Origin of the sequence: Bradyrhizobium sp. LB8.2 (genome assembly GCF_040548035.1) — a bacterium.
GTDB lineage: Bacteria > Pseudomonadota > Alphaproteobacteria > Rhizobiales > Xanthobacteraceae > Bradyrhizobium.
Genome location: NZ_JBEPQV010000022.1, coordinates 59,909 through 80,257, shown reverse-complemented (window position 1 = coordinate 80,257; position 20,349 = coordinate 59,909). Strand labels below are relative to the sequence as shown.

Below are 20,349 nucleotides of genomic sequence, written 5' to 3'. Positions count from 1 at the left end.
AATCCAGGGAGCGGCTACGCCGCCTCCGCCTTCTTCTCGTCGCGCAATTGCCGGCGCAGGATCTTGCCGACATTGGTCTTCGGCAGGTCGGTTCGGAATTCGATCTGCTTGGGCACCTTGTAGCCGGTGAGCTGCTCCTGGCAGAACTTGATCACGGCTTCGGCCGTGAGGTTCGGATCCTTCTTGACCAGGAACGCTTTCACCGCCTCGCCCGACTTGGAATCGGGAATGCCGATCACGGCGCATTCGAGCACGCCCGGATGGCTCGCGATCACTTCCTCGATCTCGTTGGGATAGACGTTGAAGCCGGAGACCAGGATCATGTCCTTCTTGCGGTCGACGATTTTGGTGTAGCCGGTCTCGTCCATCACGCCGATGTCGCCGGTGCGGAAATAGCCGTCGGCGGTCATCACCTTCGCGGTCTCGTCCGGTCTGTTCCAGTAGCCCGACATCACCTGCGGGCCCTTGGCGCAGATCTCGCCGGGCTGGCCGAGCGGCAGCTCGTTGCCGTCGTCGTCGCGGATCGAAATCCAGGTCGAGGGCACGGGAATGCCGATCGATCCCGAGAACTCGGTCGTGGTCGCGGGATTGCAGGTCAGCGTCGGCGATGTCTCCGACAGGCCGTAGCCTTCGGCGATGAAGCAGCCGGTCACCTCCTTCCATTGCTCGGCCACGGGGCGCTGCACCGCCATGCCGCCGCCGTTGGAAATCTTCAGCTTGGAGAAGTCGAGTTTCTTGAAATCGGGATGGTGCATCAATCCGTTGTAGAGCGTGTTCACAGCCGGGAAGCTGTTGACCTGGTATTTTGCCAGCTCCTTGACGAAGCCTGCGATGTCGCGCGGATTGGGGATCAGCAGATTACAGCCGCCGGCGCGCACCGCGAGCAGGTAGCAGGCCGTCAGCGCGAAGATGTGGTAGAGTGGCAGCGCGCAAACGATCATGAGCTGATCGACATGCGGGGGTGCGACTATCGCCGGCTGGAGCCAGGCGTCGTTCTGCAACACGTTGGCGACGATGTTGCGGTGGAGCAGGGTGGCGCCCTTGGAGACGCCGGTGGTGCCGCCGGTATATTGCAGGAAGGCGACGTCGCCGGGCGACAGTTTCGGTTTGTTGAACGTCGCGCCGCGGCCAGCCGATAACGCATCGTTGAACGACACCGCGCCCGGCAGCGACCAGGCCGGCACCATCTTTTTGACGCGGCGGACGACGAGATTGACGATCACGCCCTTGAAGCCGAGCAGGTCGCCCATGCTGGCGACGATGACGTGCTTCACTTGCGTCTTCGCGATCACCTGCTCGACGGTATGGGCAAAATTCTCCAGCACGATAATGGCTTCGGCGCCGGAATCCTTGAGCTGGTGCTCGAGCTCGCGCGGTGTGTAGAGCGGGTTGACGTTGACCACGGCGAAACCGGCGCGCAGCACCGCGGCGGTCGCGACCGGATATTGCAGCACGTTCGGCATCATGAGGGCGACGCGAGCACCGCGCTGGAGCCCACGGCCTTGCAGATATGCGGCCAGCGCGACCGACATCTGATCGAGGTCGCGATAGCTGATCGACTTGTCCATGCAGATGAACGCCTTGCGGTCGGCGAACTTCGAAAAGCTCTCCTCCAACAGGTCGACCAGCGATGAGTATTGCGTCGGCTCGATATCAGCAGGCACGCCGGGCGGATATTGCTTGAGCCAGATGCGCTCCATCGAAAACTCCCCTCATTTACCAGAGCCCGTTGTGTCTCGGGCTTGCCTCATTGCCGCCAGTATCGAGCTTGCCGGAACGGGTGGCAAGTCGTCGTGACTTAGGGCAAAGGCCAGGGAGTGGCTACCGGAATCCTGCCAAACCGCGCGGCCGCAGTGCAAAGTGGGCGTGGTCTCAGCTCGGCGCGCCGCTAACTGTTGTTGGCCGGCTTGGCGGCGGGCTTGGTCGCTGCCTTTGGCTTGGCGGGCTTGGGTGCCTGATCGCCGCTTGCCGCAGGTTTTGCCGCCGCATCGGACTTTGCTGAATCCGACTTGGCCGCAGCGTGCTTGGTCCCGGCCGGCTTGGCAGCGCTCTTGCCGTCGGCTGGCTTGGCAACCGGCTTCGCCGCCGCGGTCTTGGCCTCGGTCTTGGCCTCAGTCTTGGCGTCCGTCTTGGCATCCTTCGGCTTGTCGGCCGCGTCAGGCTTCTTGGCGACGCGCGACTTCTTGCCACGCGGCTTTGGGGTGGCCTGCTGGTCGGCATCGGCCGCGACCGCGGCGATCAGGGCGGTACCGGTGCGGGTCGGGCCGGTATAGACCAGCACGGGCTCCGCGGCCGCCGCGGCCGTGGCCATCAGCTCGGAGGCCTTCATCAAGGGAGGTTGAAGCCCAGCGGTGAAGAACGTCACCTGGGCTTCGCCGCCGGTGGCGGAGGCCGATCCGCTCGTGCCGCCATTGGTGGCGATCAGTGCGTCGTCGTCGTCGCTGGCGGGCCGCTTGCGATGGCCGCCGCACATGTCCTCGCGCAGGTTCGGCGGCGAGGCGTCGACCGGCACCAGCTTTTCGACGGTGCCGAGCGAGGGGCGGAGCCAGGTGAGATTGTCTTGCGAGAAGCCGCGCTCGAGCAGCTGGGCTGCCTTCACCGCGCGCGCGGTGCCGGAATTGGCGCCGAGCACCACCGCAATCAGTCTCCGGCCATTGCGTGTCGCCGACGCAACGAGGTTGTAGCCCGAGGCGCAGATGAAGCCGGTCTTGAAACCATCGGCACCGGGATAGCGGCCGATCAGCTTGTTGAAATTGCCAGTGACGCGCTTGCCGAAGCGGATCGCCGGGATGTGCACGAAGTATTCGTATTCCGGCAGGTCGCGCAGGAACGAGCGCGCGAGAATGCCGAGGTCGCGCGCCGACGTGATCTGGCCGTCGGCAGGCAGACCGTTCGGATTGACGTAGCTCGTCTGCGTCATGCCGAGTCTCTGCGCGGTGTCGTTCATCATCGCGGAGAAGCCGTCGATCGAGCCGCCTACGCCTTCGGCGAGCACAACGGCCATGTCGTTCGCCGACTTCACCATCATCATCTTCAGCGCGTTGTCGACGGTGAGCTGTGTTCCCGGACGGAATCCCATCTTCGAGGGCGATTGCGAGGCCGCTGTCGGCGACACCGTAATCAGCGTGTCGAGCGTAAGCTTGCCGTCCTTGACCGCCTTCAGCGTGACATAGGCGGTCATGATCTTGGTGACGGAAGCCGGATACCAGGGAATGGTCGCGTTTTCCGCCTGCAACACCTTGCCGGTGTCGGCCTCGATCAGCAGCAATGCTTCGGCGCTCGCCGCGCGCGGCGCGAGCGATGCGGCGCATGCGAGTGTCGCAGCGAACAGGTTGAACAGGGATTTACGAAGCAGCGGGCGAAGAGCGTGCACTATCCGATTCCGGTCCTTGGAGACCCGCCGGTTCCGGTCGGCTCTCGTGATCTGATGTTCGGTTCTGAATCCAGCGCCGCCGCTTGCGGCGTCGCAAACCTATACCGGCTGGTGCGTCGGGAATAGGGGCATCAGCGGGGTATTCCGCAATGAAATAGGCCGAATTTCGACGGTCCCATGAAGACTTGCTAAGGCGACCGGGCGGCAGTCGCGGCAGCCTCAGCAGCTGTCACGCTGGCCCGTGCGTTCTCCCGAACCATGAACTGGGCCCTGGCGAGCTCGGCGAAATGGCCGCCTTTGGCCACGAGTTCATCGAAAGTTCCGCTTTCGATCACACGCCCGTTCTCGAACACCAGGATCCGCGTGGCATTGCGGATGGTGGAGAGACGGTGGGCGATCACGAAGGTGGTGCGCCCCTTCATCACTTCGTCGAGAGCGGCATTCACCTTGGCCTCGGTGACGGCGTCGAGCGCGCTGGTCGCCTCGTCCAGGATCAGGAGCGGCGGATCTTTCAGCAGTGCGCGGGCGATCGACAGTCGCTGGCGCTCGCCGCCGGACAGCATGCGGCCGCGCTCGCCGGCATTGGTCTCGAAGCCGCCGCTGCGCTCGATGAATTCGAGCGCCTGTGCGCGCCCTGCCGCCTTGCGCATCTCCGCCTCAGTGGCGTCCGGCTTGCCGACGCGCAGATTCTCCGCGATCGAGCGATTGAACAGCAGCGCCTCTTGAAAGACCACGCCGATGTTCCGCCGCAGCGATGTCAGCGTCACCCCGCGCACGTCCATGCCGTCGATCCTAATGAAGCCGGACTGCGGATCGAAGGCGCGATGCAGCAGCGCAATCGCCGTCGACTTGCCGGCGCCGGTCGCGCCGACCAGCGCAATGGTCTGGCCTGGCAGAGCGGTGAAGGAGAGATCCTCGATCGCCGGCCGTTTGCCGTCATAGGAGAAGGTGACGTCGTTGAATTCGACGAGGCCGGAGAGCCGACCCGCGTCGATCGCATCGGGTCGGTCGTGCACCGCGGGCACGGCATCGAGCACGTTGAAAAACTCGCGCAGGCGCGGGGCTTCCATGAATACGTTGTTGATGAAGCTCACGACCTGCTCGAGCTTCTGGATCAGAAGCGTCGCGAAGCTCACGAACATCACGATTTCGCCGACCGAGGTCAGCCCCTGGTCGTGCAGCGAGATGCCCAGTGTGAAGATCGCGAGCACGGTGATGGTGGTGGAGGCGCGCGTGATGACGGTGACGAGCGCCCACCACGACAGCACCGGCATTTGCGCCGCGAGCAACTGGTCGGCGACGGAGCGCAAGCCCTTCACCTCGGATTCGACGCGCACGAAACTCTGCACCAGCGCGACGTTGCCGAGGGCGTCGGAAGCCCGCGCGGAGAGCTCGCTATAGTGCTCCTCCACCTCCATCTGCATGCCGAAGGTTCTGCGCACCACGAAGGTCGTCAGCGCCGTGAAGACGATGCAAAGCACGAACAGCAGGATCGCGAGCCGCCAGTTCAGGTACAATGATAGCGGCAGCAGCACCACGACCGACAGGATCGCGGCAAAGTGCTCGCGGAAGAAGCCGAGCCAGAGCCGCCACAGCGCATCGGTGCCGTTGAGCATCACCTTCATCAGCCGGCCCGAATGTGTGCCGGAATGGAAGGTCAGCGGCAATTGCAGGATGTGCTCGAAATAGTCGGTCAGCACCGCCTGGCGCTGGCGGTGCGAGAGCCGGTCGGCCTGCAAGGCCACGAGCGCGCTGCAGGCGATGGTGAACAGCCCGAATGCGACCCAGGCCATCAGAAACGGCCAGGCCGAGTCCGATCCGGCAACCGTCTTGCCGGAGAGCACGTCGACGATCCGGCCGAACAGCACGGGTTCTGCGAACTGCGAGGCGGCAAGCAGGAGATTGGCAAACGCCAGCAGCCAGCCGAGCCCTGCTTCCTTGCCGAGCAGTTCGAGAACGCGGGTGTAGAGACGGAGGATGGGCATGCGATACGCTGAACCGTGGGAAGGTCGTCAGTCAACCAGTTGAACGGCTGCAAGACTACATTGGTGTGGACGGCTCAGGCCACCTTCAACGTGGGGATATGGCTGACGTCCACCGTCTGTTCCGCGTGCCACGTGTCGTGGGCAACCTGCAGCCGGACCCAGATCCCGGCGCCGCCTCCAAACAGCTTCCCGACACGGACCGCTACCTCCGGCGACAGGGGCTTCTTCTCTTCCATGATGTCGTGAAGATGCTGCCGCGAGATGCCTAACAGGCGCGCGATCTCAACCTTGGTCTTGCCTGAGGCCGGCAGCATGTCCTCGCGAAGCACCGCGCCGGGATGAACGGGACAGCGGCGGGGATTTCGCTTGGCAGGATATTCGACCATGGCAGCTCCACGCCGAGTCAATCTCGGCTCGGTGTTAGTGATCTTGTTCGAAATCGACCCGATAGGCATCACCGTTTTCAAATTCGAAAGTGGTGCACCACGATGCTCAGTTGATCAGCCGCCCTGCAACCGGCGGCAGGAACCGGTCGTCGAAGATATCCCCCGCAACCGGCTTCTTGCGGAATTTGAAATCCTGCGCGATCTGGTCGATCGAGCGGTCCATGCGCGCGGGATCGATGCCGCCGAGGCCGTTGCGACGGACTTCGTCGGTCTGGATATTGTCGACGAGGACGGTGCGCAGGCGCGCCAATTCGAGATTGCGGTCGCCGTCGTCGATGCGGCTCGCGGCTTCGTCCGCCGCACGCGCCGGCTCTTTCACGGTCGCGTTGATGCCTGCGATCAATGCGCGGACGAATCCCTTCACGGCGTCCGGCTTGGCCGCGGCGAAAGCCGGGTTGACCACGACGGCAAAGCCATAAGCCTCGCAGCCATAGTCGGCATAGCGAAGCACGACGAGATCGCCGCCGGGTACGCCGCGATCGCGCAGGTTCACTGCCGAGAGATAGCTGAAGCCGGCGACGGCATCGATCTGTCCCGCGGAGAGGATCGGCTCGCGCACGGCGGCGCTGATCCTGTGGAATTTCATGTGCGCCGTGTTGATGCCGTTCTGCTGCGCTAGCGCCGGCCACAGCCGCATCGACAGGTCGCTATCGGCGACGCCGACGGTCTTGCCGTCGAGATCGGGCGGCAGATGGATGCCGCGGCTCCTGCGGGCGACGATCGCGTAGGGCGCACGGTTGAACAGCAGGAACACCGCCTTGACCGGTGCCGCATCGTCCTTATCGCGGAAGCGGATCAGCTCGTTGATGTCGACCAGCGCGAGCTCGCTTTCGCCCTTGGCGACGCGCGCGAGCGCCTCCGGCGATCCGGCCGTGCTGCTGAAGGAGACGTTGAGACGTTCGGCGCCGAAGCTGCCGTCCTTTGCAGCCAGGAAGAACGGCGCCATGCTTGCATCGATCGGACGGTCGAAGGCGAAGTGGATCGCAATAGAGGGCGCGGCGGTCTCAGCCGCCGTGACATCGCGTGCAGTCAGCGCGGCAAGCGAGATTGCAAGGGCTTGCAGGCAGCGAAGGGCGGTCGTCTTGAATCTGAACATCAGTCGCGCCGGTCTCGCCTTGTTGTGATCTCGTGACGCTCGCAGCGCCGGCTGGCGGAGCAGTCTCTCCGCGCCAACATGAACGGCGGATGAGCGGCGGTTGCGTCACGATCACGCAACCCCGTTCAGCTTGTGTTGGGGTTGGGGAACCCAAGATGGGATGTGGGTGTTTGAAAGACATGAGCCTGTCGTCAGGCACCATTCGAGGTCCCAAGGAGGGTCCAGGACATGTTTGACAGCTTTTCGCAGTTTGCCGGCTGCAAGGCCGCTATTGCAACCGCCGCGGTGCTGGCGTTGACCGCGGTCGCCCCGACCGCCTCATACGCCGGCGGCCGCCACTGGCATGGCGGCGGCGGTGCGGCCCTTGCCGGCGCGGCCATTGCCGGCGCCATCGGCACCGGGCTTGCGATCGCCGCGAGCCGTGACGCCTACGCCTATGATGCCCCGGCCTATTACGGTGGCGGGCCGGCCTACTATGATGACGGCCCGGTCTATTACGGCAGCGACTCGTATATTGGTCCGCGCCCGTTCCACCGTTGCGGCGGTCCTTATCAGTCCGCGCAGGGTGGCCAAGGCTACGCCTCGACCTGTTACTAAGCCCGGCTACGAAGAATTGACGACAACAGGCCGTCGCGCTTGCCGCGATGGCCTGTTTGGCAGTTTATTGTCAGACGTTAACGCGCCCGCCATTGGTTTAGAGTAGTTTTCAGGACCATGAGTGATTCGCTTGAGCGGCTATATCTGGCTGTACTCGCGGCCAGGGACCTTGATCCGGCAACATCGCGTACAGCCCGGCTGTTTCAGCGTGGGCCCTCCAAAATGGCGAAAAAACTGGCCGAAGAGGCCATCGAGGTGGTCATCGATGCGGTCAATGGCGACAGCGAAGCCGTGATCCGGGAAAGCGCCGATCTGCTCTACAATCTCACTGTGCTCTGGGCCTCGGCCGGCGTGCGTCCCGAGGACGTCTGGCGCGAAATGACCCGGCGGGAAGACATGCTCGGCATCGCCGAGAAGCTGCCGAAATCGGCGATGAAGCTGCCCAAAGTTGCGTCACCGCGCGTGGCCGCCAGGCGGCCAATTGTCGCGATCGAGGGTCGCGTGGCGCGGAAGCGCCACTAGAAACGTCACAAAACTGGCGATGGACAAATCCGTCCGATGGTGCTTCATCGCGGCGCCATGCTGAAACGTATCTACGATTGGTGCATCGACGCCGCTCACAAGCCTTACGCGCTCTGGATCCTGGGTGCCGTGGCTTTCGCAGAAAGCTCCTTCTTTCCCGTCCCGCCGGACGTGATGCTGATTCCGATGTCGCTGGCGCGCCCGCAGCGCGCCTGGATCTATGCGGCGATCTGCACCGCGACGTCGGTGCTGGGCGGCCTGCTCGGCTATGCCATCGGCGCGCTGCTGTTCGACTCGGTCGGTCACTGGCTGATCCAGGTCTATGGCCTCGGCGACAAGGTCGATGCCTTTCGCGCCTCCTATGCCGAGTGGGGCGCGGTGATCATCCTGCTCAAGGGACTGACGCCGATCCCCTACAAGCTCGTCACGATCACCTCGGGCTTTGCCGGCTACAATCTCGTCCTGTTCATGATCTGCTCGATCGTCGCGCGCGGCGGTCGTTTTTTCATCGTCGCGATCCTGCTCAATCGCTATGGCGATTGGATCCGGGTCAGGATCGAGAAGCATCTCGGTCTCTGGGTGGCGATCGGCGCCGCCGTGCTGGTGCTCGGCTTTGTGATCGCGATCAAGTTGATCTAACCCAAATTGATCTAGCCCGAGGCGCTTTGCGGCCGCGCCAGGTTCGGCTACGGTTGCCGTCATGATGCTTCGATCCGGCATTCCGGTCCTGCGACCGGGGACGCTGATATTTGCGGTGCTTTCGCTCCTGCTGGCTGCTGGCGGTACCGGATGGCCGCAATCCGCGCCGCCAGCGCTCGACTTGCAGGAGCAAGGACCGCAGGCCGCGCCGCCGCGCTCGACATCAGCTCCTTCGTCACGGCCGGCGCGTGAGGACAATCCCGGGCTGATCAACGAAATGGGCAAGCTGTTCGACAAGCTGCCCTCGATCCTGCCGCCGATCAAAAGCCCGAGCGAGACCATCAACGATTTGTCGCGCCTGGCGAAGCCGTCGAGCATGGTGTCGGGACGCGTGGCCTGTCCGGCCTCGTCGAACGGCGCGCCCGACTGCAAGCTCGCCGCCGACAAACTCTGCCAGAGCAAGGGCTACACGGAAGGCAAGAGCCTGAATGCCGATTCCGCGGAGAAATGCTCGGCCAAGGTTCTGATCCCGGGCAGGCAACGCAAGCCGGACGACTGCCGCACTGATACCTTCGTCACCAGCGCGTTGTGCCAGAACTGAGGACGTCGCGCGAGCAAGCAAGGAGCGCCCATGAGCCGTACGGAGCAGGACTTCCTCGGACAGCGTGAGATCGCCGACGACATCTATTACGGCGTCCAGACCATCCGCGGGAAGGAGAACTTCCACATCACCGGCATTCCGATGAACCAGGAGCCTTACTTCGTGAAGGCGCTCGGTTACGTGAAGAAGGCTGCGGCCATGGCCAATCGCGATCTCGGCGCGGTGGACACCAAAGTCGCGGAAGCCATCATCGTGGGCTGCGACCGCGTCATCGCCGGCGACATGATGGACCAGTTCGTCACCGACTTCATCCAGGGCGGCGCCGGCACCTCCACCAACATGAACGCCAACGAGGTGATCGCCAATCTCGCGCTGGAATCGCTCGGCTTTGCCAAGGGCGACTATCAGCATGTCAGCCCCAACGATCACGTCAATTACGGCCAGTCAACCAACGACACCTATCCGACTGCCTTTCGGCTGGCGCTGATCCTGCGGCTCGAGAGCTACATGACCGCGTTACGCCAGCTCCAGGAGGCGTTCTTCGCCAAGGGCCGGGAGTTCGAGCGCGTGCTGAAGATGGGCCGCACACATTTGCAGGACGCGGTGCCGATGTCGCTCGGCGCCGAATTCCGCGGATGGGGCACCACGATGGGCGAGGAGGTCGATCGCATCTCGGAGGCGCGCGCGTTGCTGCGCGAGGTCAATCTCGGCGCCACTGCGATCGGCACCTCCGTCACCGCGGCGCATGGCTATCCAAAACTTGCGGTCCGGCACCTGAGCGCGCTCACCGGCATCGACTTCATCCTCGCCGGCGACCTCGTCGAGGCGACGTCGGATACCGGCGCCTATGTGCAGCTCTCCGGTGTGCTCAAACGCACCGCGAGCAAACTGACAAAAATCTGCAACGACATCCGCCTGCTCGCCTCGGGGCCGCGTGCGGGCTTCAACGAGATCAACCTGCCGCAGCTTCAGCCGGGCTCCTCGATCATGCCCGGCAAGGTCAATCCGGTGATCCCCGAGGTCGTCAACCAGACCAGCTTCCTCGTCATCGGGCTCGACACCACGGTGACGCTCGCAGCGTCCGCCGGCCAGCTCCAGCTCAACGTGATGGAGCCGGTGATCTCGTTCGCGCTGTTCTTCTCGATCCGTACCATGGAGCGCGCGGTCAACAGCCTGCGCGAGAATTGCGTCGTGGGCATCACTGCCAACGAAGAGCACACCCGCAACATGGTGCTCAATTCGCTTGGCATCGTCACCGTGCTGAAGCCGCTGCTCGGCTACAAGCAATGCGCCGAGATCGCGCGCGAGGGCTACAAGAGCGGCAAATCGCTGCACCAGATCGTCGTGGTCGAGCGCAAGCTGCTGACGCAGGAGACATGGGACGAGATGTTCTCATTCGAGCGGCTGATCAATCCGGATCTGATTGCGTGATGTCGTCGGCCCCGCAGCGAATTCCGTAGCTTGGAATTGCGGTAACGGCGTCCGTCATGGCGTCAGAACGCAATACTTGACAGTGGAAAGATTGCCTTGTTGGTATGGCCCCCAACTTCCATTTGACCGCCAACAGAGGACCTTCTCGCAATGTCCATGCCTGCCTTGTTCAAGGGACGCCTGTCGATCCCCGTGATCGGTTCGCCGCTCTTCATCATCTCGGTGCCCGATCTTGTGATCGCGCAGTGCAAGGCGGGTGTGGTCGGATCGTTTCCGTCGCTGAACGCGCGGCCGCCGGAACTGCTCGACGAGTGGCTGGCGCGGATCAGCGAAGAGCTCGCGGCCTATGACCGCGCCCATCCCGACAAGCCGTCGGCGCCGTTCGCGGTCAACCAGATCGTGCACAAGTCGAACAACCGGCTCGACCACGACATGCAGCTCTGCGCCAAGTACAAGGTGCCGATCGTCATTTCGTCGCTCGGTGCGCGCGAAGAGCTCAATCAGGCGGTGCACGGCTGGGGCGGCATCGTCTTCCACGACGTGATCAACCAGAAATTCGCGCACAAGGCGATCGAGAAGGGCGCCGACGGCCTGATCCTGGTCGCGGCCGGCGCCGGCGGCCATGCCGGCACGATCTCGCCGTTGGCTTTCGTTGCCGAGACGCGAAAATGGTTTGACGGCCCGATCGCGCTGTCAGGCGCCATCGGCAACGGCAAGGCGATCCGCGCTGCGCGCATCCTGGGCGCCGACTTTGCCTATATCGGCTCGGCCTTCATTGCCACCAAGGAAGCCAATGCGGTCGAGACGTACAAGGAGATGATCGCGGGCGCGAACGCCGACGACATCGTCTATTCCAACCTCTTCACCGGCGTGCACGGCAACTATCTGAAGCCGTCGATCCTCGCCGCCGGCATGGATCCGGAAAACCTGCCGACCTCCGATCCCTCCAAGATGAACTTCGGCACCGACGCCTCCGGCGAGCGCGCCAAGCCAAAAGCCTGGAAAGAAATCTGGGGTTCGGGCCAGGGTGTCGGCAGCATCGACGGCATCGTGCCCGCCGCCGAAATGATCGCGCGATTCAAGAAGGAATACGACGAAGCCGTCGATCCGCCGTTGTGATCGCTGTGGTGTCCCGGACCCGGTGCGGCGTCATAAGCGCGTTCACGCGCGTCTTCGACGCGCTATGGTGCCGCGCCGCAGAGCCGGGACCCATCGCCACGACAACTGGACCCCGGATCAGCAGCGCACCGCAAGAGCGTTACGCTGCGTCCGGGGAACGCCACCCGAGATCGAGTACGGCATGACCCCCATTTACCGCGTCGACGGCAACAGCGTCGTCACCAGCCCGGACGCCGCGGGCCCGTGGGACCGGCGTATGCAGCACGGTTCGGCGCCGGCCTCACTGGTGACGTGGGCGGCTGAGCGCATTCCGACGCCTGTAACGATGGACATCGCGCGCGTCACCATCGATCTGATGCGCCCCGTGCCGGTGGCGCCGCTCACGATTGCGACCGAGATCTTGCGCGAGGGCCGCAAGATCCAGCTCTGCGGGGTCAAGCTGCTCGCCGACGGCGTGCAGGTCGTCGGCGCGACCGTGCTCAAGATCAAGCGCCAGGCGCTGGCGCTCCCCGACGACGTCAAGGCGCTGCCGGTCGAATTGCCGTCGCCCGAGGATTCGCTGGTCGAGGACGGTCATGCCGCCACCAGCCCGTTCGTACGTTCGGTCTCGATGCGCGCCGCGCGCGGCCGCTTCGGCCAGGCTGGCGCGGGCGCAATCTGGTTTCGGGTCGACCATCCCCTGATCGCAGGCGAAGCGCTCTCGCAGGCGATGCGCGCCGTGGTCGCCGCCGATTTCTCCAACGGCACCGCCTCGACGCTCGACTTCCGCGCCTGGACCTACATCAACGCCGACCTCACCGTCAGCTTTTCGCGCCAGCCCATCGGCGAATGGATCCTGCTCGACGGCGACTCCTGGATCGGTCCTGACGGCGCCGGGCTTGCGATGTCGCGGCTCGCCGACCGGCAGGGCTATTTCGGCCGCGCGGTGCAAAGCCTGGTGATCGAGAAGCGGTGAGCGTGACGGCGAGCGCCGCGATCGCTCCCTTGGCCGGTTGAACGGCAGGCTTCCGCCGCCGCGGAAGGGATGCCTGGTCGCGAGCCTTCTGTTCGAAGGTCTCTTGTTCGGCGCGGCATCCTGCCTGTTCACACGCCGTAGAAGATCTTGATCTCCCACAGCACCACGATGATGGCCGTGATCAACGTGACCGCGGCCAACGCACTTTCCAGGGAAGCGACTCTCATTTCACACTCCGCTTCCCAGCCCCGCTAGCGGTCTAGTTGATTCCCTGATTCGCCCGCAATTGCGTGGGCATCGCCGGCACTCACTCCGTTGCGCGTTGTGGTGCCGGGGCCACAACGACACCGTAGAATTCCGGGGTGTCTATCCCACCATCCGGTCCCGTCCGCCCCAAAAGCTCGCGCGCAGTACTTTCTTGTCGACCTTGCCGACGCCGGTCATCGGCAGTTGCTTCACGAACTGGATCTGCTTCGGCGCATGCGCCGAGCCCTTTCGCGTCTTCACCAGATTGATCAGCTCATCGGCATCAGGTTTTGCGCCCTCGCGCAGGACGACGACGGCGGTGACGGCTTCGCCCCATTTCTCGTCGGGGATACCGACGACCGCGACCATCGCCACGTCCGCATGCTGCGACAGCACGTCCTCGACCTCGCGTGGAAAGATGTTGAAACCGCCAGAGACGATCATGTCCTTCTTGCGGTCGAGGATGAACATGTAGCCGCGATCGTCCTTGCGCGCGATGTCGCCGGTATGCACCCAGCCGTTCTTCAGCGTTTCGGCGGTGATGTCCGGCCGCTTCCAGTACTCCGCCATGACATGTGGAGCGCGCACGCAGATCTCGCCGGCTTCGCCCGTCTTCACCTCCTGGTCGTTGTCGTCGAGGATCTCGACCTCGCAAGCCGCGATCGGGAAACCGCAGGACAGGAACAGCTCCGGCGTCTTGGGATTGTGATCTGCCTTGCGCAGCACCGAGACGGGATAGCATTCGGTCTGGCCGTAGAGCTGCGAAAACACCGGCCCGATGCGCTCGATCCCCTCGATCAGCCGGCTCGGCGACATCGCGGAGGCGCCATAGAGCACAAGCTCGAGCGAGGAGAGGTCGGTCTTGCCCAGCGCGGGATGATCGAGCAGCACGTAGATCATGGTGGGCACGAACAATGTGAAATTGATCCGCTCGCGCGCGATGGTGGCCAGTACCGCCTCGGGATCAAAACCCTTCAGCATGTGGACGGTGCCGCCGCGCATCAGGGTCGGCAGCACCTTTGTGCCCGCGACATGGCTGATCGGAGCGACCGTCAGATAGCGCGCCGCCTCTGGAATTTCGAAGTCGGCGAGGATCGCACCTGCCGCCCCGCTGTTCTCGCGATGATAGCGCAGCGCGCCCTTGGATTTTCCGGTCGTCCCGCCGGTGTAGTTCAGCGTCGCGAGATCGTCGGCGCCGGCGAGGCACAGCGCGGTGGCGTGGCCTTCGATCTCGATCGCCTGCAACAGGTCGACGCCATAGTCGGCCGGTCCCATGGTGAAGACCGCCTTGAGCTGCCCCGCCTGTGCGGCAAGCTCGCCGCCGCGCTCGCGGAAGGAGGCCGCATCGACCACCAGCATCTCGGCCCCGGAATCCTCGAGCTGGAAGAGCTGGTCTCCTCGCGACCCCAGAGGATGCAGCCAGGTGATGCAGAGCCTGGACAATTGCGCGGCGACACCGGCGCACCAGGTGTCGGCGCGATTGGCGGTGAGGAGAGCGACACGCGCGCCGGGCTGCAATCCAAGGCGCATGAATACGCTCTGGATGCGTCCGATCAGGTCGATTGTGCCCTGATAGCTCAGCGATCCGCCGGGCCAGGCGAAAGCGGTGCGGCCAGGATAGCGCGACAGTGCCCGTAGCGTCTGCGCACAAGCCGGAGACGATGCGTGGAGCGGATCGGACATATGTTTCCTCATTGCTTTGTCATCGGCTTTTGACGTGCCAATGTTGCGCGCAAGGCTAGCACAGGGAATGCGGGATGGAACGACAAAGCCCGCGCAAGGAGGCAAGAGTGACAGGGAGGTTCGTGACGTCCGATCGACTGCAACGCTTTCGCGATCGTCTCAGTCTGCCTTTGATCGCGGCGCCGATGTTTCTGGTGTCGGGCGTCGAGCTCATGGTCGCGGCCTGCCGTAACGGTGTGATCGGCAGCTTCCCTACTGTGAACTGCCGTAGCGCGGAACAGCTTGAGGCGTGGCTCACCGAAATTGAGACGCGGCTGCGGCATCGCGAGGATCAAACCGGTCGCACGGCCGCGCCACTCTGCCCGAACCTGATCGTGCATCGCTCCAACGCGCGGCTGGAGCAGGATCTCGCTGTGCTGCTGCGCCACAAGCCGGAGATCGTCATTACCTCTGTTGGATCGCCCGAGCCGGTGTTGAAGCCGCTGCATGAAGCTGGAGCGCTGGTGTTGGCGGACGTGGCCTCGATCCGCCACGCCCGGCGCGCGGCGGAGGCCGGCGCCGACGGGCTCGTACTGCTCACCGCGGGCGCCGGCGGGCAGACCGGCTGGCTCAACCCGTTTGCCTTCGTCCGGGCAGTGCGCGCATTCTACGATGGCATCGTCGTGCTCGCGGGCGGCATCAGCGACGGCCGCGCGCTGCATGCGGCCGAAGTGCTCGGCTGCGATCTTGGCTACATGGGCACAAAATTCATAGCGACGCGCGAGAGCATGGCGGACGAGCGTCACAAGCGAATGCTGGTCGACGGCAGCGCGGACGACATTCTGCTGACCACCGCGTTCACGGGCCTGCAGACCAGCATGCTCAAGCCGTCGATCGTGGCAGCCGGTCTCGACCCCGACGATCTGCCGGCGCGGGGCGCGATCGACATCGGCAAGGACATCGACGTCAACGCACGCGAGAGCCGCCCAAAGCGCTGGCGCGATATCTGGAGCGGCGGGCATTCGATATCGGGCGTGACCGACGTGATGGCGGTCGACGATCTCGTCGCGCGGACGGTCGCCGAGTATCGAGAGGCGGGGTGACCGCCTCTCCCCGTAAAACTGCGGTGGCCGGCAGGGGCCTTTTGTCCCCATCACAGTTAATCGAGCGCTCCTTCGAAGCCCCTCACTTAACGGCAGATTAACCAACGCCCGGCAAGAATCCCTCTCACGGCGCCAATCAGGACCGAGAGGGACAGGCGATGGACTTCGACTATCTCAACGCCAAGACGGCGGCTTCACTGGACGAAATTCGCGTTCGCGTAGCCCATGCGCTGGCCCGCCATCCGCTGTGCCGCAGTGTGCGCTTCGACATTGTCAGTGTCCCCCGCACCCGCCGGGGCGGCAATTGGACGGTGACGTTGCAATCGGTCGAGCCGCGCGGCGTCTGGGAGGCCTCGGAGATCGTGGCCGACATCCAGGACGCCTACGATCTGGCGCTAGCTGCCTGATCTTCTTGAGTTTTTCGGGCGATGTCGCCGCAGTCTGCGCGATTGCCGCCGCAATGGCTCGGTTAGGCCTTAATTATCGCCCAGTTTCCAAGCAGTGATCACGTGGACTTGAAGTCGGACGCGGAGAGACGTTTGTCGAAAGCCATCACCATCGTCGTGCTGACCTGCTTCCTCGTCCTCGGCGCCGCCACCACTGCCATTCTCGGCCGTGACAGCGTGCCAAGCGTCAGCGCTGAGATGATCTCGCAGACGCCGCCTAAGCCGCTTGCAACCAACCGGGCTGCCAAGGCCGACCGTCTGGTTCCGACGCTGGCGCTGGCTTCGGCCGCAATCGACCCGGTTCAGGTTCCAGCCGACAAGCTCTCGCAAACGCCCGTGCTGGCCGAGCCGCTGCGCCAGGCGTTCGCTGCCGCCACGCCGTCCGATTTCCCGACATCCAAGGCGAACGTGAACGAGGCTCCGGCCGCTTCAGAGGTTCCGGCCGTCGAAGTCCCGGCCAAGCCGAAGGTCGTGGCCAAGCCGCAGCCGCAGAAATCCTATTCGCTGCTTTCCGACGTGCAGATCTCGGGCATCCGGGACCGTCTGAAATTGTCGTCGTCGCAGGAATATTACTGGCCTTCGGTCGAGACAGCGCTGCGCAACGTTGTCCGCAAGATCTCGGCAAACAAGCTGTCCAATCCGAACGTGCAGGGCGTGCCGATCGATCCCAATTGCGACGAGGTCCAGCAGTTGAAGTCGGCCGCGATGCCGCTGCTGTTCCAGCTGCGTGACGACCAGAAAGAGGAAGTGCGCAAGCTTGCCCGCATCATCGGGCTCGAGAAGGTCGCGCAGCAAATCTGACGCATAGATTAGGGAACCGCGCGCTCGCTTCTGGAACATCGGGCAATCCCAAGGCGTTACCCGCTCCAAAGAGGGAGTGGATCGATGCGCGCCTCGATAGCTTATTTCGTCGGTGCCGGAACGATCGTCGCCGCCATGGCGATTGGTCTCGGCGGCGGCATCGTCGCCGGCAATATCATGCACCCAATCGCGCCCAAGCAGGGGCCGGATACCGGCAAGATGGCGCAGCGTGCTGAACCAGTCGCCGCACCGACAACAACGAGTGCGCCCTTGGAGCGCGTCCAATATCTCACCGGCTCAAAAACGTTCGGCGCGATAGTCGTCGTGCCTGCGCAGGCGCAGGACGAAGCAAAGCCTGAGCCCAAATCCGAGACGCAGACTACCCAGGCAAACGCTGAATCGCCCGCGCCGCATCCCCCGCAAGCAGCCGCAGTCGAGCCGCCCAAGGAGCAATTCAAGCCGGCAGCCGCTTCGCCTCCGCAAGTCGTAAAACCCGCCGAGCAGCAGGCTTCGACGGTGCCGTCCTCTTCATCTGACAATGCCAAGGACAATGCCAATGCCAAGGCCAGGGATTCTGACGTGAAGCGTGCCACGTCCGAACGGCGCCGGATGGATCGCCGCGAGCGTTGGGCCGAGCGCCGTCGTTACGACCCCCGCGAGCAACGCGGCATGCGCGATCAGACCGATTGGGACGATGTCGCGCGCAACGTTCGTGAAGATTCCAGCACTCGGGACGTCGTGATCCGTCCGGGCATTGGCTTCCCGCAGATCAGGATGTTCGGCGCCGACGACGATTAGCGCCTGAAACTACGCTGTCCGCCGCCGCGCACGCGATCGTGAGCGGCGGTTCGTTCCGGGGAGGCGCTTGCCTCCACTTTCAACTTCCAGACGATCTCCGTTCAATGCATGATTGACGTAGCCAGCCAGAGGCCGCGTCATGGTTTCCATGTCAGTGCATCTGTTGTGGACGTCCGCCGATAGCCTCATCGTGGCCTTCGCGCTCGCATTCATCGTTCCGCGATGGCATGCGCTGCCTCTGATTCTGATGTTCGGCGTTTGTGACGCACTAGGCTCTGCGCTCGGTGTCGGTGTGCCCGCCGAAGGCGGTCTTGCCGCGGTCGCGCTGATCTCGTGTGGCGCGTTGTTGGTCCTGCGTCTTCCGATCGCACATCGCCTGATACAGGCGGCGGGCTGGGTCTACGTCCTGCCGCCGCTGCTTGCGATCGACAATATCGTGTCGCACGCGCCGGACCATGTCGGCCTTGTGGCGCTGTCGAGCGCCGCGATGGCTGGCCTCGGATTTTCGTGCGGAGCCGTGGCGTCCGGTTGGTGCAACGCGAGTACTGAAAGCGGACGGTCGTTCGCCGGGGCCTGTCTGCTTGTCGCTGGAAGCGTTTTGGCATTCGGGGGCTAACCATGCCCACTTCCGTCACGACCCGCAGCTACGACCACGCCCGTACCGGTGCGAACAATTCGGAAACGGTGCTGACGGCGACCGCCGTCCGCACGAAGGGCATCGTCAAACTCTTCAGCCTTCGGATTCCCGACGATCCAAGGCTCGAGGCGCAGCCGCTGGCGGTCGGCGGCGTGCACATGGCCGATGGCAAGACCCGCGATTTGATCTTCCAGGCCAGCATGGGCAACTGGGTCTATGCATTCGACGCTGTGACCGGCCACCAGATCTGGGCGACGAATCTCGGACGTCCGATCGTCGGAACGAGGGCGATCGACGGCCACATGACCAACGTCCGTTGGGGCATTCTCTCGACGCCCGTGATCGATGAAGGCGCAGGTATTCTCTATGCCTGCGCCTGGATCAGCAATGACGGCAGCGTCGCCAAGGGGCAGCACTTTCTCGCAGCGCTGCGGATTCGCGACGGCTCGAAGGTGCACGGGCTCTTGAACCTCGAGGGCGCGGTCTACACGCCGCCGGGCGGCTTGCCGATGCAGAAATTCGTCTCGGCGCAACGCAAGCAGCGTAGCGCCTTGACGCTGACGCAGAACCACGTGCTGATTCCCTTCGGCACGATCGCGGAGACGTCGAAGACGGCGCGTGGTTGGTTGATTGCGGTGGACGTCCATGCCTGGCGGCTCGCTGCCACATGGTGCTCCACCGTCACCGGCTCCGGCGGCGGATTGTGGCAGAGCGGGGCGGGACCTGCCGTTGCTCCCGACGGTTCGATCTATATCATCACCGGCAACGGGGCGTTCTCGCCGCAACACGGCGATTTCGGCGAGAGCATCGTGCGGCTCGCCTTGCGCACGGGAAACCACGCGCATTTCGAGGTCATGTCGTGGTGGGCGCCATGGACCGACGCTAACCGGGTCGGCGCCGCCGCGGTCGCAGCGGCCGCGGACGACGATGACGAGGCGGCGTTGCCGTCCAACGTATCCCTGCCTTCCGTGATTGCGCATGCCAGGCGCATGGGAATGCCGCTCAAGCCTCGTCATGCGCGCGAGATGCCGCATGTCGCGGTCACGTCAGGTCGCAGTGCAACCGATGCGCAGATCGCGCCGATCGTGGCGCATCACATGGAGGCGATGAACGAGTCGATGTGGAGCGACCAGGATTTCGGTTCCGGCGGTCCGGTCTATGTCGCTTCCGCCCATGCCGTGCTGGCAGCGGGCAAGGATGGAGTCCTCTACACCGGCAATGCCAATGCGCTTGGCGACACGCAACCGGGCGATCTTGCGGCCGGCCATTTTGCGGCGAACTACGACAAGCTTCGCATGCCGCCGATCCTGTACACGTATTTCGATCCTGGCGTGCCGCCGGCGCCGGCGTCACCGATGGAGCTGAACCTGTTTCCGGGCGGCGCGACGCGTCACCTGCATGGCACGCCATTGTTGTTTCAGTCCGCCGTCCACGGCACGATGCATTTTGTCGGCGGCGAGAACAGCGCCTTGCGGGCGTGGTCGATCGCAGCCGACGGGACCACGGCCTATCTCGCCGGCGGCAATGAGATCGCCTCGCCGCAATCGCCGCGTCCGCCGGGCGGCATGCCCGGCTGGAGCATCACGCTTGCCGCCAACAACGGCGCTGATGGCATCATCGTGGCGATGGTGCCCTATCAGGACAGCAACATGTTGCTCAGTCCGGGCCGCTTCCTGATCTACGACGCGCAGAATTTCGCCACCAATCCCGACGGCTCCAGGCGGCTCCAGGTGATCTGGGACAGCGAGAACTGGGGACCCGAGCATGCCTTCACGCATCCCAAGTTCAATCGTCCGATCGTCTGGAAAGGCCGCATCTATCGCCCGACCTATGACGGGCGCATTGACGTCTACGGCCTGACGCAATAGCGCCGGCGAGATTTGTGCGGTGGA

Annotated in this window: 19 protein-coding genes; 13 read left to right on the top strand and 6 right to left on the bottom strand. The window is 64.1% G+C overall.

What is annotated here, in order from left to right; translation table 11 throughout:
- Positions 1-14 precede the first annotated feature (14 nt).
- The 5 genes from ABIB06_RS24855 to ABIB06_RS24835 all read right to left on the bottom strand — a co-directional run bounded on the left by ABIB06_RS24855 (position 15) and on the right by ABIB06_RS24835 (position 6,900).
- Positions 15-1,700: a long-chain fatty acid--CoA ligase gene (locus ABIB06_RS24855; protein WP_247351218.1), complete on the bottom strand. Its 1,686-nt coding sequence runs from the start codon at positions 1,698-1,700 to the stop codon at positions 15-17.
- Between the two features lie 188 nt (positions 1,701-1,888).
- Entirely contained in the window at positions 1,889-3,373 is a 1,485-nt protein-coding gene (locus tag ABIB06_RS24850) for a D-alanyl-D-alanine carboxypeptidase family protein (RefSeq protein ID WP_354050375.1), read from the bottom strand.
- Between the two features lie 188 nt (positions 3,374-3,561).
- Positions 3,562-5,358 carry a glucan ABC transporter ATP-binding protein/ permease gene (locus tag ABIB06_RS24845; protein WP_354050373.1) on the bottom strand — a complete coding sequence of 599 codons (1,797 nt, stop codon included), beginning with the start codon at positions 5,356-5,358 and terminating at the stop codon, positions 3,562-3,564.
- 74 nt (positions 5,359-5,432) lie between these two features.
- Positions 5,433-5,744, bottom strand: coding sequence for a HigA family addiction module antitoxin (locus tag ABIB06_RS24840; protein ID WP_247351214.1), 312 nt, complete (start codon positions 5,742-5,744; stop codon positions 5,433-5,435).
- A 106-nt stretch (positions 5,745-5,850) separates the two neighbouring features.
- Positions 5,851-6,900, bottom strand: coding sequence for an ABC transporter substrate-binding protein (locus ABIB06_RS24835; protein WP_354050372.1), 1,050 nt, complete (start codon positions 6,898-6,900; stop codon positions 5,851-5,853).
- 228 nt (positions 6,901-7,128) lie between these two features.
- On the opposite strand from ABIB06_RS24835, the gene ABIB06_RS24830 reads away from it, so the two are divergent.
- From ABIB06_RS24830 to ABIB06_RS24800, 7 genes are all read left to right on the top strand, one after another.
- Positions 7,129-7,497: a hypothetical protein gene (locus ABIB06_RS24830; RefSeq protein ID WP_354050370.1), complete on the top strand. Its 369-nt coding sequence runs from the start codon at positions 7,129-7,131 to the stop codon at positions 7,495-7,497.
- A 117-nt stretch (positions 7,498-7,614) separates the two neighbouring features.
- Positions 7,615-8,019: a phosphoribosyl-ATP diphosphatase gene (hisE, locus tag ABIB06_RS24825; protein WP_247445218.1), complete on the top strand. Its 405-nt coding sequence runs from the start codon at positions 7,615-7,617 to the stop codon at positions 8,017-8,019.
- Positions 8,020-8,055: 36 nt separating this feature from the next.
- Positions 8,056-8,658: a YqaA family protein gene (locus tag ABIB06_RS24820; protein WP_247351210.1), complete on the top strand. Its 603-nt coding sequence runs from the start codon at positions 8,056-8,058 to the stop codon at positions 8,656-8,658.
- Positions 8,659-8,719: 61 nt separating this feature from the next.
- Positions 8,720-9,259 carry a hypothetical protein gene (locus tag ABIB06_RS24815; RefSeq protein WP_354050367.1) on the top strand — a complete coding sequence of 180 codons (540 nt, stop codon included), beginning with the start codon at positions 8,720-8,722 and terminating at the stop codon, positions 9,257-9,259.
- A gap of 30 nt (positions 9,260-9,289) precedes the next feature.
- Positions 9,290-10,690, top strand: a complete 1,401-nt coding sequence (locus ABIB06_RS24810) for an aspartate ammonia-lyase (protein ID WP_247339821.1) — start codon at positions 9,290-9,292, stop codon at positions 10,688-10,690.
- 150 nt (positions 10,691-10,840) lie between these two features.
- A complete protein-coding gene (locus ABIB06_RS24805) occupies positions 10,841-11,809 on the top strand; it encodes an NAD(P)H-dependent flavin oxidoreductase (protein WP_354050366.1) in 969 nt (322 codons plus the stop codon).
- A gap of 181 nt (positions 11,810-11,990) precedes the next feature.
- Positions 11,991-12,764, top strand: coding sequence for a thioesterase family protein (locus tag ABIB06_RS24800; RefSeq protein WP_247445215.1), 774 nt, complete (start codon positions 11,991-11,993; stop codon positions 12,762-12,764).
- A gap of 366 nt (positions 12,765-13,130) precedes the next feature.
- Here the strand turns inward: ABIB06_RS24800 and ABIB06_RS24795 are convergent, their stop codons facing one another.
- The gene (locus tag ABIB06_RS24795; RefSeq protein WP_354050365.1) at positions 13,131-14,693 is read right to left on the bottom strand and encodes an AMP-binding protein; all 1,563 of its coding nucleotides are present in this window, start codon (positions 14,691-14,693) and stop codon (positions 13,131-13,133) included.
- A gap of 122 nt (positions 14,694-14,815) precedes the next feature.
- On the opposite strand from ABIB06_RS24795, the gene ABIB06_RS24790 reads away from it, so the two are divergent.
- The 6 genes from ABIB06_RS24790 to ABIB06_RS24765 all read left to right on the top strand — a co-directional run bounded on the left by ABIB06_RS24790 (position 14,816) and on the right by ABIB06_RS24765 (position 20,325).
- Complete coding sequence (locus ABIB06_RS24790) at positions 14,816-15,775, top strand: NAD(P)H-dependent flavin oxidoreductase (RefSeq protein WP_354050470.1); 960 nt, start codon at positions 14,816-14,818, stop codon at positions 15,773-15,775.
- 158 nt (positions 15,776-15,933) lie between these two features.
- Entirely contained in the window at positions 15,934-16,182 is a 249-nt protein-coding gene (locus tag ABIB06_RS24785; RefSeq protein ID WP_247339825.1) for a hypothetical protein, read from the top strand.
- 132 nt (positions 16,183-16,314) lie between these two features.
- Positions 16,315-17,022 carry a hypothetical protein gene (locus ABIB06_RS24780; protein ID WP_247445213.1) on the top strand — a complete coding sequence of 236 codons (708 nt, stop codon included), beginning with the start codon at positions 16,315-16,317 and terminating at the stop codon, positions 17,020-17,022.
- Positions 17,023-17,106: 84 nt separating this feature from the next.
- Positions 17,107-17,820, top strand: a complete 714-nt coding sequence (locus ABIB06_RS24775) for a hypothetical protein (protein WP_354050363.1) — start codon at positions 17,107-17,109, stop codon at positions 17,818-17,820.
- A 139-nt stretch (positions 17,821-17,959) separates the two neighbouring features.
- Positions 17,960-18,436 carry a hypothetical protein gene (locus ABIB06_RS24770; protein WP_354050361.1) on the top strand — a complete coding sequence of 159 codons (477 nt, stop codon included), beginning with the start codon at positions 17,960-17,962 and terminating at the stop codon, positions 18,434-18,436.
- Positions 18,437-18,438: 2 nt separating this feature from the next.
- A complete protein-coding gene (locus ABIB06_RS24765) occupies positions 18,439-20,325 on the top strand; it encodes a PQQ-binding-like beta-propeller repeat protein (protein WP_354050359.1) in 1,887 nt (628 codons plus the stop codon).
- Positions 20,326-20,349 lie beyond the last annotated feature (24 nt).